This is a genomic window from Ruegeria sp. BHSA191, assembly GCF_059613325.1.
Genome location: NZ_JBXWSH010000007.1, coordinates 28,832 through 45,007, shown reverse-complemented (window position 1 = coordinate 45,007; position 16,176 = coordinate 28,832). Strand labels below are relative to the sequence as shown.

Sequence of the window (16,176 nt, the reverse complement as noted above, 5' to 3'; positions counted from 1 at the left end):
GCCTGACCAGATGCGTCAGAACGCCATTCGCCACATCACGTTGACCGCATAGCTTTCGAAACCGCTTTCGCCGATACCGTCATAATAGATCCCGGCTGACAGTGTGCTGCTGTTTTCCAACCGGTAGTCGAGCCCAAGATCGGCCCGGCCGCGTGTGGTATCCCCGATCGGAGCCACTCCGACGGCGGTCCCGGCGCCCGAGGTGCTGCTCCAGACCCCCGACAGGCCGCCGGTCAGCGTCATCTCGCCACGCGACACCACAATGGGGCGACTGAAATCCAGACCCAGCCTGGCCGTCGTCAGGCTGAAGTCCTGATCCGGGATCCGGTTCCCCAACCCGTCGGAATAAGCCTTCTGGTCATCGGAGGCATAGCTGACGTCCAGAAGCGGCATCAGGGTCAGGTCCCCATACTGCATCTGACCGGTCACGCGCGATTGCACCAGCCAGCGATCGCTGTCGAACTTGTCCGTGTAGGTGCCGAACGGCGAAATTTCGTTGCTGGCTTGTCCATACAGCGCACGGCCTTCGAAGAACACCGGCTGCCCGGGCATCTTGGCCACAACGTAGGGGCCGATCAGCCAGCCCGTCCCATCGACATCGCCCACACCGTCCTCGGTCTTGGCGTAGTCGATCTGCACCATGCCCCCAACAAGCAAATTCGGATTGATCTGCCGGTGCGCGCCCATGACCGCCAGCGCATAAGAGCTGTCGAAATCGTCCTGGGAACTCCAGTTTCCGGTCAGGTTGAACCAGATCGGATAGGCCCGGCTGCTGGCAAAGTTCAGATATCCCGCCCCTTGCGTCGCCGCGGCATCCAGAACGCCGCCTCCGGGTTCCAAGAGGAACGGCGTCAGCTTGGGCTGATTGGAAACCAGGCTGTTTGCCCGCGCATTCTGAAAGGCCTGAATCAACCGTTGGGTATTCACCACGGGCTGGACCGAGCTGACCCGGTTCGAAGCTAAGTTCGGGTTTCCGGCTGCATCGGTAAACACGTTTGCAGGCACGAATAATTCGATCGGCCCGTTGCTTTGCGGCGTCAGCGTCGCCACGTAATTTGCTCCTGAACCCGTCATCGCGGCGGTGGCATTGGTAGCCGACAGATCGCCCACCACGAAATTCGTGCTGGGCTCGCTGAGCGTGATCGTCGCCTGATACTGCCCGCCGGAAGTCGCCGACAAGGGGCTGATCGTCACTGTCGGGCGTGTGGTGTCCACGGCAGTTCGGGTGTTGATGATCTGCGTGGTGGTGACGCCAGACAGCGCGATCTCGTATCGGTAGAGTTGGCCGCCTGGTGTTTCGCGGGCGGTGAATACCACCCCCATGTAGCCATCGGTGGAATAGGTCGCATCGGCTCCGTTCTGGCTGAGGATGGTCACGTCCACCCAGCCCAAAGCTGTCAAGCCGGCAGGCGTTACCGCCGGCAAAGGAAAGATGAAACCCCCGCTGTAGATGGCCCCACCCGGCACCTCGCCCGAACCGCCAAGCGAGACGAAAGCTGTCGAAGTTCCCTGAAGATTAGTAAAGAAGATGTTGCCGCCATTCGGCGTCGTCACTGTCGATCCGATGAACTGTGGCGGACCGAAGGCCCGGGCCTGCCGCCACTCGCCAATTAACACGAACATGGCCGCCAACAGCAGAACCAAAGACTTGCGCAAGACCGACCAAACCATCCCAATCTCCTAAGTCACCACCGCGGGCGGCCAAGGTTTGCCAAGCCGCGCCGTGCAATCGTCAATCATGCTTGGGGGTCTGTTCCCACCGCACCCACATACATTCTTGACTTGAGGCTAATTGAACCGAAATCCGCTGTACAGATTCCGCAAGCGAGTCACCATTCGTCTGCTGCCTCTGCGACACAAGGGTTGATTTCCACACACGGGCGCGCGGGATCGATGGACCGGCTAGGATATTGAAAAATGTAGTTTCTATGGCAACCGGCATCCCAACGCCGTTGCCCGGATACGCGACCACCCTGGTGTTGGACGACCATCGGCTTAGGCCTGAGCTGTCAACAATTTGAACGACTAATGCGCACTCCACCCGCACCGGAAACAAGGTCGCCTAAAGGCTGCGGTTTCGGGGCTGCAAGGCCCCGAGAACGCAATCTTCCAACGCTAGGAGGCCGGTCAGCCCGCGTCGCGCCCTTCGGTGTCGGACATATCGAAGTTCAGATACTTGGCGACTGTTTGCACGTCCTTGTCGCCGCGTCCGCACATGTTCATGCAGATGATGTGATCCTTGGGCAGCTCCGGCGCGATCTTCATGACATGCGCCAGTGCGTGGCTGGGTTCGAGCGCGGGAATGATGCCCTCGGTCGCGCAGCAAAGCTGGAACGCCTCAAGAGCTTCTTTGTCGGTGATCGACACATATTGCGCGCGCCCGATATCGTGCAGCCATGAATGTTCGGGGCCGATGCCCGGATAGTCGAGTCCGGCCGAGATCGAATACCCCTCGAGGATCTGGCCGTCGTCATCCTGCAGCAGATAAGTCCGGTTGCCATGCAGCACGCCGGGCCGACCGCCCGTGAGCGAGGCGCAATGCTCCATCTTTTGGTTGACGCCCTTGCCGCCCGCTTCGACGCCGATGATGTTGACCGAAGGATCATCCAGGAACGGATAAAACAGCCCCATGGCGTTCGAGCCGCCGCCGATCGCCGCGATGATCGTGTCCGGCAGACGACCCTCGGCCTTCATCATCTGTTCCTTGGCTTCCTTGCCGATGATCGACTGGAAGTCGCGCACCATCGCCGGGTACGGGTGCGGCCCGGCGACCGTACCGATGCAATAGAACGTGTCGCGCACATTGGTCACCCAGTCGCGCAGCGCGTCGTTCATCGCGTCCTTCAGGGTACCGCGGCCCGAGGTCACCGGAATCACCTCAGCCCCCAGCAAACGCATGCGGAACACGTTGGGCGCCTGCCGCTGGACATCATGCGCACCCATGTAGACCACGCATTTCAGACCAAACTTGGCGCAGACCGTCGCGGTGGCGACACCGTGCTGCCCGGCCCCGGTTTCGGCGATGATCCGGGTCTTTCCCATGCGACGCGCCAGGATGATCTGACCCAGCACGTTGTTGATCTTGTGCGCGCCGGTGTGGTTCAGCTCGTCGCGCTTCATATAGATCTTGGCACCGCCCAGATGCTCGGTCAGGCGTTCGGCATGATAAAGGGGCGACGGACGGCCGACATAATTGGCCCACAGATCATCCATCTCAGCCCAGAAACTCGGGTCGGTCTTGGCCTTCTCGTACTCCTCCTCCAACGACAGAATCAGCGGCATCAGCGTTTCGCTGACGAACCGCCCGCCGAAGATGCCAAAGCGGCCGTTTTCATCCGGGCCGGACATGAAGGAATTGAACAGATCATTGGCCATGGTGGTCTCCATCATCTTGCCCAACGTTCATAGGTGCTGGCGGCGGGATTTGCCATCGCAAATCGCGGCAATCGGGGCGAGGCAAACCGTTCAGCCCGGCGCCAACAGCCCTGGGCGGTCATCGCGTCGCGCGAATGAAGGCGTCGATCAGAGCCGGGTCCTTGACGCCCGGCGCCGATTCCACGCCCGACGAGACATCGACCTGCCGTGCGCCGGTCATCCGCACTGCTTCGGCCACGTTGTCAGGCGTCAACCCTCCGGCCAGCATCCAAGGCCGGCGCCAATATTTACGCCCGGCCAGCAGCCGCCAATCGAAGGCCAACCCATTGCCCCCCGGAAGATCGGCGTTCTTGGGAGGCTTGGCGTCGATCAGCAACTGGTCGGCCACGTCGGAATAGAGGTCGATCGCCGCCAGGTCCGCCTCGTCGGCAACGCCGATGGCCTTCATCACCGGCAGGCCGAAACGGCTACGAATCTCGGAAACGCGCGCGGGGTTCTCCTTGCCGTGAAGCTGAAGCATGTCCAGCGGAACCATGTCCAACAGCCGGTCCAGCTCGGCATCGGTGGCATCGACCGTCAAAGCGACCTTGGCCACCCCCACGGGGACATGGCTTGTCAGGTCGCGCGCTGCGGCGGGTTCCAGATGCCGCGGAGATTTCGGAAAAAACACGAACCCCACATAGCGCGCGCCCGCATCAACGGCGGCACGCAACGCATCCGGTGCGGTCAGGCCGCAGATCTTGACGCTGATTTCGCCGGGCATCAGTACGCTCAGCTGGCCTCGTCCAGCAGGGCAAGCACATCGTCCTCACCCTCGCTCTGTTTTTTCTTCAGCTTTTTGACCTCTCGCTCAAGCTTGCGCACCTCGGTGGATTTCACCGACGCATCGCGGCGATGCTTGTGCTCGCGCAACCACTCCCACAGAAAACCGATGACAAGACCGGCGACCACGCCGCCCAGGACCACAAGAAACAGGGGCAGATTTGTCGAAAGATTGAAGCCCAGCAACTCGGCCAAGGCATCTGGCATCAGCTTTAACTGTACCATTTGCCGGTTGGCCAAGGAGACTGAGACCAGTACGATTCCCAGCGCCGCCAGGAACCCGTATCGAATGTAGCGCATCATGAGATCACGCCTTACCGTTCAAACGGTCCCTTAGCAACTTCCCTGTCTTGAAAAACGGCACGCATTTTTCCTCGACCTGAACGGTTTCACCGGTGCGCGGGTTGCGGCCAACGCGTGCATCCCGTTTTTTCACCGAAAATGCGCCAAAACCGCGCAGCTCGACACGGTCGCCACGTGACATGGCGTCAGTGATTTCTTCGAAAACGGTATTCACGATCCGCTCAACATCGCGCTGGTACAGATGCGGGTTTTCATCGGCAATCTTCTGAATCAGTTCTGAACGGATCATGCGTGCTACCCTCCCAGGTCACCGTGTCGTCTCGTCTACTGGTTTGGACAGTATAGGAAAAAACGCTGGCATGGGGAACGCAAACTCTGGCCGTCCGGGGCGCAATTTGCAGAAAAGAACGCGAAATTCGCGCAGCGACGTGTAATTTCGGGGAAACAAGCATGAACCTAATGCCGATTAACCCGGATTTTCAGAACGCGTTGATTCGAAAAAGAAACGGCCCCGCACGGATGTACGGGGCCGCCAATTCGGGTTTATGCCGTTGGGCCGGGCTTAGTCGCCCGACTTCAGCGCGGCGCCCAGAATGTCGCCCAGCGATGCGCCCGAGTCCGACGAGCCGTACTGTTGAACGGCTTCTTTCTCTTCGGCGATTTCGCGCGCCTTGATCGACAGGCCCAGACGGCGGGTCTTGCTGTCGACGTTGGTCACGCGGACATCGACCTTGTCACCGACCGAGAAACGCTCGGGGCGCTGTTCGGCACGGTCGCGGCTCAGGTCCGAACGGCGGATGAAGGACTTCATGCCTTCGTATTCCACCTCGATGCCGCCATCCTCGATCGCGGTCACTTCAACGGTGATGACCGAGCCACGCTTCACGCCGCCCACGGCTTCGGCGAACTTGTCACCGCCCAGGGCTTTGATCGACAGCGAGATCCGCTCTTTTTCAACATCAACTTCCGAAACGACCGCCTGAACGACGTCGCCCTTGCGGTAGTTCTGGATGGCATCTTCGCCACGCTCGTCCCACGACAGGTCGGACAGGTGCACCATGCCGTCGATGTCGCCTTCCAAGCCGATGAACAGACCGAATTCGGTGATGTTCTTGACTTCGCCTTCGACCTGAGTGCCCTCGGGGTGCGTTTCTGCAAACACTTCCCACGGGTTGCGCTGGGTCTGCTTGAGGCCCAGAGACACGCGACGCTTGGCGCCGTCGATTTCCAGAACCATGACGTCGACTTCCTGGCTGGTCGAAACGATCTTGCCGGGGTGGACGTTCTTCTTGGTCCAGGACATCTCGGACACGTGCACCAGACCTTCGACACCGGGCTCGAGCTCGACGAACGCACCGTAGTCGGTGATATTGGTGACGCGACCCTTGTGCACCGAACCCAGCGGGTATTTGGCGGCAACCAGATCCCACGGATCTTCCTGCAGCTGCTTCATGCCCAGGCTGATGCGGTGGGTTTCCTTGTTGATCTTGATGACCTGAACCTTGATGGTCTCGCCGATCGACAGGATTTCCGACGGGTGGTTCACACGGCGCCATGCCATGTCGGTGACGTGCAGCAGGCCGTCAACGCCACCCAGGTCAACAAAGGCACCGTATTCGGTGATGTTCTTGACGACACCCTCGACGGTCTGGCCCTCGGACAGGTTGCCGATGACTTCGGCGCGCTGTTCGGCACGCGATTCTTCCAGGATGGCGCGACGCGACACGACGATGTTGCCACGGCGGCGGTCCATCTTCAGGATCTGGAACGGCTGCTTCAGACCCATCAGCGGGCCAGCGTCGCGCACAGGGCGCACGTCAACCTGGCTGCCGGGCAGGAACGCAACTGCGCCACCCAGATCCACGGTGAAGCCGCCCTTGACGCGGCCGAAGATGGCACCTTCGACGCGCTCGTCGTCGGCATAGGCTTTTTCCAGACGATCCCAGGCCTCTTCACGGCGGGCCATCTCGCGCGAGATGACGGCTTCGCCACGGGCGTTTTCTGCGGCGCGCAGGTACACTTCGACCTCGTCGCCAACAGCGATTTCAGGGGCTTCGCCGGGATTTGCGAATTCTTTCAGATCGACCCGGCCTTCCATCTTGTAGCCGACGTCGATGATGGCTTGGCCCGCTTCGATCGCGATGACCTTGCCTTTGACAACCGAACCCTCTTCGGGGGTGTCCATTTCGAAGCTTTCGTTCAGGAGGGCTTCGAATTCCTCCATGGTTGCGTTAGCCATGTGGCGTTGTTTTCCTTTGCATAACGTTTTTTCTGGCCGAGCGGTTGTCTCCGCCGGTCTTGGAGTTGGTCCGGCAACCTGAAACAGTGCCACAAAACAAAGAGGGCCGGTTGTGTCCGACCCTGCTCGTCTCATTGTTTTATGGCTCAAATTGCCTTGTCGACGGGCGCTCTGTAGCAACTTGGCGGCCGCACCGCAAGGGTTTCCGGACGATTCCGGCGCATTCGGCGATGCCATGCAGGCTCGGGCGGTCACTCCAGCGCCCGGGCGGCCACCCTGCTGTTCGCGGCCCGGCATTTTCAAACGGTTTGTCCGCGGCCTCACATGCCCGAGGACAGCTTTTCCTGAATGACGGTGATCGCCTTTTCCAAAGCGGCCTCGATGCTCAGGTCCGTGGTGTCCAAAAGAACGGCATCGTCGGCCGGTCTCATCGGGGCTGTGCTGCGTTCGGCATCCCGCGCGTCGCGCTCGCGGACATCGGCCAAAACCTGCGCGCGGGTCACATCCGCGCCCTTCCCCACAAGTTCCAAATAGCGCCGCTCGGCGCGCACTTCGGGGCTGGCGGTGACGAACAGCTTCACCTCGGCCTCGGGGCAGATCACCGTGCCTATATCGCGCCCGTCCAGCACCGCGCCGCCGGCCCGCCGGGCAAAGCTGCGCTGGAAATCGACAAGGGCTGCGCGCACCTCGGGAATCACCGCCACCTTCGACGCCGCCTGCGCGATCTCGGCAGTGCGCAGATCGCCCTGTTCCAACTCCTCGGCCGTCAAGGACCGCGCAGCCTCGACCGGGTCGGTGCCGTCCAGCGTGCGCCGGCCGACCGCACGATACAGCAGCCCCGTATCCAGGTGCGCCAGCCCGAAATGCGCGGCCACGGCCTTGGAGATCGTGCCCTTTCCCGCAGCGGCCGGGCCGTCGATGGCGACGGTAAAGCTCATGTGCGCTCGACCTTGGCGCCCAAGCCGTTCATCAACGGCTCGAAGATCGGGAACGAGGTCGCGATGGGGCTGCCATCATCAACCGAGACAGCCTGTTGCGCGCCCATGCCCATCACCATGAAAGACATGGCGATGCGATGGTCCAGAAAGCTTGCGCAGGCGCCGCCGCCGGGCACGCCGCCAATGCCCAGCCCGTCGACCGACCACCAGTCATCGCCCTCGTCAACCGTGACGCCGTTGGCCCGCAAGCCACGCGCCATGGCGTCGATGCGGTCGCTTTCCTTGACGCGCAGTTCCTTGACGCCGCCCATCATCGTCTTGCCGGTCGCGTTGGCCGCAACCACCGACAGCACCGGATACTCGTCGATCATCGAGGCCGCGCGTTCGGGCGGGACGTCGATGCCCTTCATGTCGGGCGAGTAGCGCGCACGCAGATCGGCAACCGGCTCGCCGCCTTCCTCGCGCATGTTTTCATAGGTCAGATCGGCACCCATCTCGCGCAGCGTGGTGAACAGGCCGGCACGCGTGGGGTTCAGGCCGATGCCCGGCACCAGAACGTCCGAGCCCGGCGTGATCAACGCCGCACAGACCGGGAAGGCAGCGCTGGACGGATCGCGCGGCACGGCGATCACCTGCGGCTTCAACTCGGGCCGGCCGGTCAGGGTAATGACCCGGCCTTCGTCGGTGTCCTCGACCGTGATTTCGGCGCCAAACCCCGCCAACATCCGCTCGGAATGGTCACGGGTGGCTTCCTTCTCGATCACCACGGTCTTGCCGGGCGCGTTCAGGCCGGCCAGTAGAACAGCTGATTTCACCTGGGCCGAGGGCACCGGCACTTCGTACCACACCGGCACCGGATCGGCCGCGCCGACGATCGTCATGGGCAGGCGCCCGCCCGAGCGGCCCACGGCCTGTGCCCCGAACAAAGCCAACGGATCGGTCACCCGCGCCATCGGGCGCTTGTTCAGGCTGGCATCGCCGGTGAAGGTCGCGCTGATCGGGCTGGTGGCCATCGCGCCCATGATGAGGCGCACGCCCGTGCCCGAGTTGCCGCAGTCGATCACCTGATCCGGCTCGGAAAAGCCGCCCACGCCGACGCCGTGCACCGTCCATTCGCCATTCCCGTGCGAGATCACCTCGGCTCCGAACGCGCGCATCGCCTTGGCAGTGTCCAGAACGTCTTCGCCTTCCAGCAGGCCCGAGATCCGGGTCTCGCCCACGGCCATCGCCCCAAGGATCAGAGAGCGGTGCGAAATCGACTTGTCGCCCGGCACTTCGGCCGTGCCGGTCAGCGGGCCGCAGGGATGCGAGGTCATCGGGATGGGCGTGCCGTGTCCGGACATGAGGGCTCCTTTTGCGCTATCAGTGCCCCTGCCGATTAGCGAATTGGCGCCGCAGCGTCCAGCCGCAATCACCCGTTGCGGCGGAACGTCAGGTAGTGCGGCGTGCGGCCTTCACGCAGGGCTTTCTGCTCGTAGCGGGTAGAAATCCAGTCGTCCCACGGCTTGCGCCAATCCTCGGGCCCCTCGGCCAGCCATTCGAAACCGGCGCGGGGCACTTCCTCGAGTGTCTGGCGGACGTAGTCCGGGATATCGGTCGCCACGCGGAAAATCGCGCCGGGTTTCAGCACACGTGCCAGCGGCTCCAGATGCTCGGGCGTCACGAAGCGGCGGCGGTGGTGCCGCTTTTTGGGCCACGGATCGGGATAGAGCAGGAACGCGCGCGAAATGCTGGCATCGGGCAGCACGTCGAACAGGTCGCGCACATCGCCGGGATGCACCGCTAGGTTGGTCACTTCGGCCCGGCGGATCTTGCCCAGCAGCATGGCCACGCCGTTGATGAACGGCTCGGCGCCGATGATGCCGATATCGGGGTTCTGCTGCGCCTGGTGCACCAGATGCTCACCACCGCCGAACCCGACCTCAAGCCATACCGGCTTGCCGCCGAACAGCGCGTCTAGGTCGATAGGGGTGCGGTCGGGGTTGCTGTCCCAATCCACCGCGCCCGGCGACAGGGCGGCCAGGTCCTCGGACAGATAGGTCTTTTGGCTGGGCTTCAGGGTCTTGCCCTTGAAGCGGCCGTAGAAGTTTCTGCGGGGGCGTTCGGGTGACTGGGTGCTCATGCCGGTGCCCTTACTGCGGCGGCGTTTGCGTTGCAAGGGTCGGGCCGCGCCGGAGGGGCGCCCTTCGAAACGGAAACGGCGCGCCACATCGGACGCGCCATGCCGTGTTTTGTTTCCCGATGCCGGCTCAGACAGCCTTTTTCAAGGCCTCGACCAGATCGGTCCGCTCCCAGCTGAAGCCGCCGTCGGCATCCGGTTCACGCCCGAAATGCCCATAGGCCGCGGTGCGCTGATAGATCGGCCTGTTCAGTTGCAGATGCTCGCGGATGCCGCGCGGGGTCAGGTCCATTACCTGCCCGACGGCCCGTTCAATCGAGGCGTCGTCAACCTGTCCGGTGCCGTGGGTGTCGGCGTAGATCGAAAGCGGCTTGGACACGCCGATCGCATAGCTCAGCTGGATCGTGCAACGCTCGGCCATGCCGGCGGCCACGACGTTCTTGGCCAGATACCGCGCGGCATAGGCCGCCGACCGGTCGACCTTGGTCGGGTCCTTGCCCGAAAACGCCCCACCCCCATGCGGGGCCGCACCGCCATAGGTATCGACGATGATCTTGCGCCCGGTAAGGCCGGCATCGCCGTCGGGGCCGCCGATGACGAACTTGCCGGTGGGGTTCACATGCCAGTCGGTCTGGTCGGTCAGCCAGCCTTCGGGCAGGATCTCTCGCACATAGGGTTCGACGATCTGGCGGATGTCGTCCGACGTCAACGCTTCGTCCAGATGCTGCGTGGACAGCACGATCGAGCTGACGCCCACCGGCTTGCCGTTGCGGTAGATCACCGACAACTGCGACTTGGCATCGGGTCCCAGCGCAGGCTCGGCGCCGCTTTTGCGAACCTCGGCCAGGCGGCGCAGGATTGCATGCGCATACTGGATCGGCGCCGGCATCAGGGCCGGGGTTTCCGTTGTGGCGTAACCGAACATGATGCCCTGATCGCCTGCGCCTTCGTCTTTGTCGCCCGACGCATTCACCCCCTGTGCGATATGCGCGGATTGCTCGTGAAGCAGGTTCGTCACCTCGACCGTTTCGTGGTGGAACTTGTCCTGCTCGTACCCGATATCCTTGATACAGGCGCGCGCGATCTCTTCGATCCGGCCCATGTAGTCATGGAGCCGCTCCTGATCCGACAGCCCGACCTCACCCCCGATCACCACACGATCGGTTGTGGCAAAGGTCTCACACGCTACGCGCGCTTCGGGTTCTTCGCTCAGAAAGGCATCGAGGACTGCATCGGAAATACGGTCACAGACCTTATCGGGATGCCCTTCGGAAACGGATTCCGAAGTAAAGGTGTAGTTCTGTCGGGACATGAAAGCGCTCCATTAAGATTTCCCCCGTCACGCCAGGAAGCCGTTGTGACGGGCATCCGACGGGATACGCCCCCAGAAACAGACGGTCAATCGGTATTTATTCGCCAACAGGCCGAACGTTGCGCCCAAGCAGCACGAACAGGCCCACCAGAAGCACAAACACCGGAAAATCCCCGAACCGCGAATAAGGGGTCGGCGGCAATGGCAGCGGCAGGCCGGCATCGACATGCCCCGCCTGGCCCAGCGGCAGCGCAGCGGTCACGTTGCCCAGCGGGTCGATCATCGCCGAAACGCCGGTATTGGCAGACCGGGCCAGCGGCAGCCCCTGTTCGATCGCACGCATTCTGGCCTGGGCCAAGTGCTGGTACGGGCCCGACCGAGTCCCGAACCAGGCATCGTTGGTGACCTGCAACAGCAGGCTGGGCCGTTCAGGTCCGGCGGCGGCAATCTGCGGGAAAATGGCCTCGTAGCAGATCAGCGGCAGAACGCTCCCCAGATCTCCGGCCCGCAACAGGCGCGGACCGGGACCGGCGCTGAATCCGCTTCCGGTCGTGGCGGCCAGGCCGCTCAGCCCGAACCGCTCCAGCAGATCGCCCAAGGGGATGTATTCGCCAAACGGCACTAGATGATGTTTGTCATACAGGCCTGCCCGCTTTCCGGATTCATCCAGATACACCACCGAGTTGTAGATGCGCAGCCCCTCGGCCCGCTGAATTCCCAGAACCATCGGGGTGCCCTGCGCGGCATCGGCAATGGCGTCGAGATAGGGCTGCGCGCTGTCCAGCCACGCCGGCACCGAGGTTTCGGGCCAGACGATCAGGTGGGGCCTGGGTTCGGCGGCCGTGAACTCGATCTGGCGCGCAAAGAACACGGGCGTGAAGGCTGGGTCCCATTTCTGGTGCTGGGGGGCATTTGGCTGGTTCAGGCGCACGATCTTTCCGGTCTGCGCAACCGGTGGCCGCATGGCGGCATAGGCCGTACCCAGCCCGGCACAGACCGCAATCGCGACCAAAGACCCCACCGCATGCCGCGCCGGACGATCGCCAACCAAAGCAGCGCCCAGCGGCAGAAACAAAAACAGGGTCAGCGCACCCAGACCATAGGGGCCGACCAGGGCCAATACCTGCGCGACATACGTATCCACCCAGATCTGCGCCAGACCCGCCCAAGGGAACCCCGTCAGAGCATATCCGCGCGCAAACTCGGCCAGGGACACGGCCAGCGCCAGCAACATGGCCCGGCGCATCGCCGTTCCCCGCACCCAATGCGCCAGCCCGAACGCCAGCGCCCAGAACAGGGCCAGCCCGCCCGCCATGAACACGAGCGCAAACGGCGCCATCCAGCCATGGCGTTCGGGCTCAACCAGAAACGGCTCGATGATCCACGAGAGCGCATGCGAGAAATAGCCGGTCGCAAAAAACCAGCCGACTGCGGCCGCGCCCGTGCGGGTCTCGCTGGCCAAGAACAGCGGCGTCAACAGAACCAACGATACAGCAGTGGCCCACCAATACCCAAATGGCGCCAGACCAAATGCCGCAACCACACCCAGCCCGGCGGCCGCCAGGTACCGCACAGCGCGCGACCACCGCTTCGCTGGGTTCATGCAGCCATATCCGGCACCATCACGCGCAAACGCTTGATCCGGCGCGGGTCGGCATCGATCACCTCGAATTCCGGCCCGTCGGGATGTTGGACCACCTCGCCTCGCGCCGGCACGCGCCCTGAAAGCATGAAGACCAGACCGCCCAGAGTTTCGATTTCTTCCTCGTCCACGTCCTCGTGATTGGTCAGAGACCTGCCGATCTCGGCCTCGAAATCCTGAAGCGGCGCCTTGGCCTGTACGATGTAGCAGCCGGGCCGCTCCTGGACCCACATCTGGTCTTCGTCGGCGTCATGCTCGTCTTCGATCTCGCCGACCACCTGTTCGATCAGGTCTTCGATGGTCACCAGACCGTCAACACCGCCATATTCGTCGATCACCAGCGCCATGTGGCGCCGCTCGGTCTGCATCTTGGCCAGCAAAACGCCAATCGGCATGGACGGTGGCACGAACAGAAGCGGCCGAAGCATCGAGCGCAGGTCGAACGGCTTGGTACTGCCATTGAACCCGTGGGTCAGCGCAAAATCCTTCAGGTGGACGAAGCCAAGCGGCGTGTCCAACGTGCCCTCATAGACCGGAATGCGCGACAGGCCGCTCTCGCGGAAGACCTGCGCCAGCTCATCCTTGCCGATCGTTACTGGAACCGAGACGATATCTGCCGACGGTATGGCCACGTCCTCCACCCGCATCCGCCGCAGGTTGATCATGCCACGAGGCTGCACTGTTTCGGCCGCATGCCCGTTGACCGCGCCGCCCGTGTCTTCGCTGTTTGGAGAGAACGCTTCCAGCAAGCGCGAGAAAAGCCCGCTTTTCTCTTTGGTTTCGTCGCCGTTCCGTGAATGCGCGCTTTGCGCTGCCCCAGAACTGCCGTCTATGTCGCCCATTTTCCTGTTCCAGTTGATCGGGCACAAGGCCCCATGTCACGCATTATATGGGTTACCGATACCCATTTTGCCAAGTATTTCGATTTCGCACCGCTCCATCACAGTGGCGTCCTGGTCACGAACGTGGTCATAGCCCAACAAATGCAACATTCCGTGAACGATCAGATGCGTGACATGGTCGTCCATCGGTTTTCCGACCTCCTCCGCCTCGCGCCGGCAGGTATCGAACGAGATCGCGATGTCGCCCAACGCGATCTCGCCGGTGAAATCCGGTTCCGGTAAGGGCGGCGTGGCACCGGGATCTTCGGGGGCCAGATCCTCGGCCGGCCAGCTCAGCACGTTTGTGGGTGCGGGCTTGCCTCGGAATTCGGCGTTCAGCTCGGCGATTCGGGCATCGTCGCAGCCCAGTATGCTGACCTCGCACAAGTCGGGGTCCAGCCCCAGATGCGCAAGCGTTGCCGAAACCGCCTTGCCGGACAGCGCCTCCAACCGCTGCCAGCGGGTATCCTCGATGGAGATCTCCAGGTTCATGTCGCACTGCTCCACGGCCGACGGGCTGTCGGATTTCAGCCGGCCTCCCGGCCTGAATCGGCCTCATACGCCTCGATGATCGCGGCGACAAGCGGGTGGCGTACGACATCTTTCGAGGTGAAGTAGTTGAAACCGATGTTCGGGATCGTCTTCAGCAACCGTTCCGCATCGGCAAGCCCCGAAGCGACGCCCCGCGGCAGATCGACCTGCGACCGATCCCCCGTGATGACCATCCGGCTGCCTTCACCCAAGCGGGTCAGGAACATCTTCATCTGCATGGTCGTGGCATTCTGCGCCTCGTCCAGGACGACGAAGGCATTCGAAAGGGTCCGCCCGCGCATGAAGGCCAGCGGCGCGATTTCGATCCGCTTTTCTTCGATCAACTTGGCCAGTTGCTTGCCCGGCAGAAAGTCGTTCAGCGCATCATAAAGCGGCTGCATGTAGGGATCGACCTTGTCCTTCATGTCGCCTGGCAGATAGCCCAGCTTTTCGCCCGCCTCGACGGCCGGGCGGCTGAGGATGATCCGGTCCACATGCCCGCCGATGAACATCGAAACACCGACCGCCACGGCCAGATAGGTCTTGCCCGTCCCGGCCGGCCCGATGCCAAAGGCGAGCTCGTTTTGGAACAGGGACTGAACATAGGCCTTCTGCGCGTCGGTCCGGGGTTCGACCAGCTTCTTGCGGGTCTTGATTTCGACCGGTCCGCCCTTGAACATCTCGAGCTGATCGCCATCACGTGAGCCGGTGCCGGCCTCGGAGTTGCCCATCCGCAATTCGCGATCCACATCGGCGGCTGCGACATCGCGGCCACCTTCCAACCGGGCGTACAGGGCCTGCAGAACCTCAATCGCCTGTTTCTGCGCCTCCTCGTCGCCCATCACAACCAACTGATTGCCGCGGCGGACGATCTGAACAGTCAGCTTGCTTTCGATGTCGGCCAGGTTGCGGTCATATTCACCGCAAAGGTCAATCAACAGCCGGTTGTCGGGAAATTCCAGAAACGCCTCGCCGTGGGGCATTTCGTTTTGCGGTGGGGTCAGGGCACCGATGGCCAATCCGTTCTCCTGTCTTGGCGTTGTCATCCCAAGCGTAGACAACAAGGATCGGTGGGCGCAAGCCACAGTTTCAGGAATTTGCTTGGGTGTGAACAAATCCGCCAATACCGAGTGCGCGGGCACAATGCCCAACGCGGTTTCAGAACCGATAGTTCAAACCAAACCTCAGCCCTTTGTAGCTGGGTGTGGATTTCGTCGAGAAACCCGAACCGAAATCGATGACTTCCGACTGGAATTGAACATACTCGAACTCACCGGTGATGGACCAGTTGTTGCCCAACTGGTGTTCGGCTCCGATGCTGGCCGTGAAACCGTTGCGGCTGTCGTCGTTGTCGAATGATTGCGTGGTCCCACCGATGGTTATGCTATTGGTGGTGGTGATATCGCCATAGACCAGCCCAAGCGTCAGGAAGTAAAGCACCGTACCACTGGGATTGGTCAGGCCGTTCTTGAAACGAACAGACATCACGTTGTTGATTTCAGAGCCGCCGCGAACCACCGTGCCCGCAATATCGGTCACCACGTCATCGTCCAGACCGGACCAGTCGTACCCCAATTCGAATCCGTAGACATAATCTCGGCCCCCCGTGGCGGGAACGACACCGCGCCAACCGCCGCGGACCCCGCCATAGTACCCTTTCAGATCCAGTTCTCCGATGGGGAAGGTGCGGATGGGCGTGGTCAGACCGAACCGATCGGAACCACCAGACCCATAGGCCCCGCTGATCCCGACATAGAAGGCGCTGACATCATCCGCGTACCGCTGAGGCCCGACCACCTGAGGATCGCGAACATTTCCACCCAAGTCACTCGCCGCTGTCGATGTTCCAGCCATTGCCGCCACTGCCGCGCCTGCAAGAGTCATCCGCACCTGTCGCGCGTGCGCACCCCATACTCGTTTCACTCGTCACCTCCTTCGCCCCGTGACGGACACCATCCGAGAGCGCCTGATCCCAAACCGGGCCATGCCAGCCCAAAACTCGACTGGGCCCCTC

General features: G+C 62.4%; 15 protein-coding genes and 1 riboswitch. All 15 genes read right to left on the bottom strand.

Features of this window, described 5'->3' with window-relative positions:
* Nucleotides 1–15: 15 nt before the first annotated feature.
* Complete coding sequence (locus AC2FNS_RS09415) at nt 16–1,671, bottom strand: autotransporter domain-containing protein (protein WP_496711322.1); 1,656 nt, start codon at nt 1,669–1,671, stop codon at nt 16–18.
* Between the two features lie 456 nt (nt 1,672–2,127).
* Nucleotides 2,128–3,375 (bottom strand): tryptophan synthase subunit beta, encoded by a 1,248-nt coding sequence (trpB, locus tag AC2FNS_RS09410; protein WP_496682055.1) that lies wholly within the window; start codon nt 3,373–3,375, stop codon nt 2,128–2,130.
* Nucleotides 3,376–3,493: 118 nt separating this feature from the next.
* A complete protein-coding gene (locus AC2FNS_RS09405) occupies nt 3,494–4,138 on the bottom strand; it encodes a phosphoribosylanthranilate isomerase (protein ID WP_496686905.1) in 645 nt (214 codons plus the stop codon).
* Nucleotides 4,139–4,146: 8 nt separating this feature from the next.
* The gene (locus AC2FNS_RS09400; protein ID WP_496682576.1) at nt 4,147–4,497 is read right to left on the bottom strand and encodes a lipopolysaccharide assembly protein LapA domain-containing protein; all 351 of its coding nucleotides are present in this window, start codon (nt 4,495–4,497) and stop codon (nt 4,147–4,149) included.
* Between the two features lie 7 nt (nt 4,498–4,504).
* Nucleotides 4,505–4,789: an integration host factor subunit beta gene (gene ihfB, locus AC2FNS_RS09395; RefSeq protein WP_149775649.1), complete on the bottom strand. Its 285-nt coding sequence runs from the start codon at nt 4,787–4,789 to the stop codon at nt 4,505–4,507.
* A 273-nt stretch (nt 4,790–5,062) separates the two neighbouring features.
* Nucleotides 5,063–6,739, bottom strand: coding sequence for a 30S ribosomal protein S1 (gene rpsA / locus AC2FNS_RS09390; protein WP_496682571.1), 1,677 nt, complete (start codon nt 6,737–6,739; stop codon nt 5,063–5,065).
* A gap of 320 nt (nt 6,740–7,059) precedes the next feature.
* Nucleotides 7,060–7,677: a (d)CMP kinase gene (cmk, locus tag AC2FNS_RS09385; protein WP_496711321.1), complete on the bottom strand. Its 618-nt coding sequence runs from the start codon at nt 7,675–7,677 to the stop codon at nt 7,060–7,062.
* Nucleotides 7,674–9,020, bottom strand: coding sequence for a 3-phosphoshikimate 1-carboxyvinyltransferase (gene aroA, locus AC2FNS_RS09380; RefSeq protein WP_496711320.1), 1,347 nt, complete (start codon nt 9,018–9,020; stop codon nt 7,674–7,676). The genes cmk and aroA overlap by 4 nt, the downstream gene beginning before the upstream one ends.
* Before the next feature lie 68 nt (nt 9,021–9,088).
* Nucleotides 9,089–9,799, bottom strand: coding sequence for a tRNA (guanosine(46)-N7)-methyltransferase TrmB (trmB, locus tag AC2FNS_RS09375; protein WP_496682565.1), 711 nt, complete (start codon nt 9,797–9,799; stop codon nt 9,089–9,091).
* A gap of 127 nt (nt 9,800–9,926) precedes the next feature.
* Nucleotides 9,927–11,108, bottom strand: coding sequence for a methionine adenosyltransferase (gene metK / locus AC2FNS_RS09370; RefSeq protein ID WP_496686899.1), 1,182 nt, complete (start codon nt 11,106–11,108; stop codon nt 9,927–9,929).
* A 5-nt stretch (nt 11,109–11,113) separates the two neighbouring features.
* Nucleotides 11,114–11,163, bottom strand: a riboswitch (SAM-SAH riboswitch).
* 42 nt (nt 11,164–11,205) lie between these two features.
* Entirely contained in the window at nt 11,206–12,711 is a 1,506-nt protein-coding gene (gene lnt, locus AC2FNS_RS09365) for an apolipoprotein N-acyltransferase (RefSeq protein ID WP_496797681.1), read from the bottom strand.
* On the bottom strand, nt 12,708–13,592 hold the full coding sequence (locus AC2FNS_RS09360; RefSeq protein WP_496682560.1) for a hemolysin family protein: 885 nt from the start codon (nt 13,590–13,592) through the stop codon (nt 12,708–12,710). Before AC2FNS_RS09360 ends, lnt begins: the two co-directional genes overlap by 4 nt.
* Nucleotides 13,593–13,628: 36 nt before the next feature.
* Nucleotides 13,629–14,123 (bottom strand): rRNA maturation RNase YbeY, encoded by a 495-nt coding sequence (gene ybeY, locus AC2FNS_RS09355; protein ID WP_496711318.1) that lies wholly within the window; start codon nt 14,121–14,123, stop codon nt 13,629–13,631.
* Between the two features lie 35 nt (nt 14,124–14,158).
* On the bottom strand, nt 14,159–15,181 hold the full coding sequence (locus AC2FNS_RS09350; RefSeq protein ID WP_496682556.1) for a PhoH family protein: 1,023 nt from the start codon (nt 15,179–15,181) through the stop codon (nt 14,159–14,161).
* 139 nt (nt 15,182–15,320) lie between these two features.
* Nucleotides 15,321–16,016 (bottom strand): outer membrane protein, encoded by a 696-nt coding sequence (locus AC2FNS_RS09345; RefSeq protein ID WP_496711317.1) that lies wholly within the window; start codon nt 16,014–16,016, stop codon nt 15,321–15,323.
* Nucleotides 16,017–16,176: the final 160 nt, after the last annotated feature.

Excerpts from the sequence above, each read along its gene's own strand:
- AC2FNS_RS09415 (WP_496711322.1), bottom strand. The coding sequence starts at position 1,671 with ATGGTTTGGTCGGTCTTGCGCAAGTCTTTGGTTCTGCTGTTGGCGGCC.
- trpB (WP_496682055.1), bottom strand. The coding sequence starts at position 3,375 with ATGGCCAATGATCTGTTCAATTCCTTCATGTCCGGCCCGGATGAAAAC.
- AC2FNS_RS09405 (WP_496686905.1), bottom strand. The coding sequence starts at position 4,138 with ATGCCCGGCGAAATCAGCGTCAAGATCTGCGGCCTGACCGCACCGGAT.
- AC2FNS_RS09400 (WP_496682576.1), bottom strand. The coding sequence starts at position 4,497 with ATGCGCTACATTCGATACGGGTTCCTGGCGGCGCTGGGAATCGTACTG.
- ihfB (WP_149775649.1), bottom strand. The coding sequence starts at position 4,789 with ATGATCCGTTCAGAACTGATTCAGAAGATTGCCGATGAAAACCCGCAT.
- rpsA (WP_496682571.1), bottom strand. The coding sequence starts at position 6,739 with ATGGCTAACGCAACCATGGAGGAATTCGAAGCCCTCCTGAACGAAAGC.
- cmk (WP_496711321.1), bottom strand. The coding sequence starts at position 7,677 with ATGAGCTTTACCGTCGCCATCGACGGCCCGGCCGCTGCGGGAAAGGGC.
- aroA (WP_496711320.1), bottom strand. The coding sequence starts at position 9,020 with ATGTCCGGACACGGCACGCCCATCCCGATGACCTCGCATCCCTGCGGC.
- trmB (WP_496682565.1), bottom strand. The coding sequence starts at position 9,799 with ATGAGCACCCAGTCACCCGAACGCCCCCGCAGAAACTTCTACGGCCGC.
- metK (WP_496686899.1), bottom strand. The coding sequence starts at position 11,108 with ATGTCCCGACAGAACTACACCTTTACTTCGGAATCCGTTTCCGAAGGG.
- lnt (WP_496797681.1), bottom strand. The coding sequence starts at position 12,711 with ATGAACCCAGCGAAGCGGTGGTCGCGCGCTGTGCGGTACCTGGCGGCC.
- AC2FNS_RS09360 (WP_496682560.1), bottom strand. The coding sequence starts at position 13,592 with ATGGGCGACATAGACGGCAGTTCTGGGGCAGCGCAAAGCGCGCATTCA.
- ybeY (WP_496711318.1), bottom strand. The coding sequence starts at position 14,123 with ATGAACCTGGAGATCTCCATCGAGGATACCCGCTGGCAGCGGTTGGAG.
- AC2FNS_RS09345 (WP_496711317.1), bottom strand. The coding sequence starts at position 16,016 with ATGGCTGGAACATCGACAGCGGCGAGTGACTTGGGTGGAAATGTTCGC.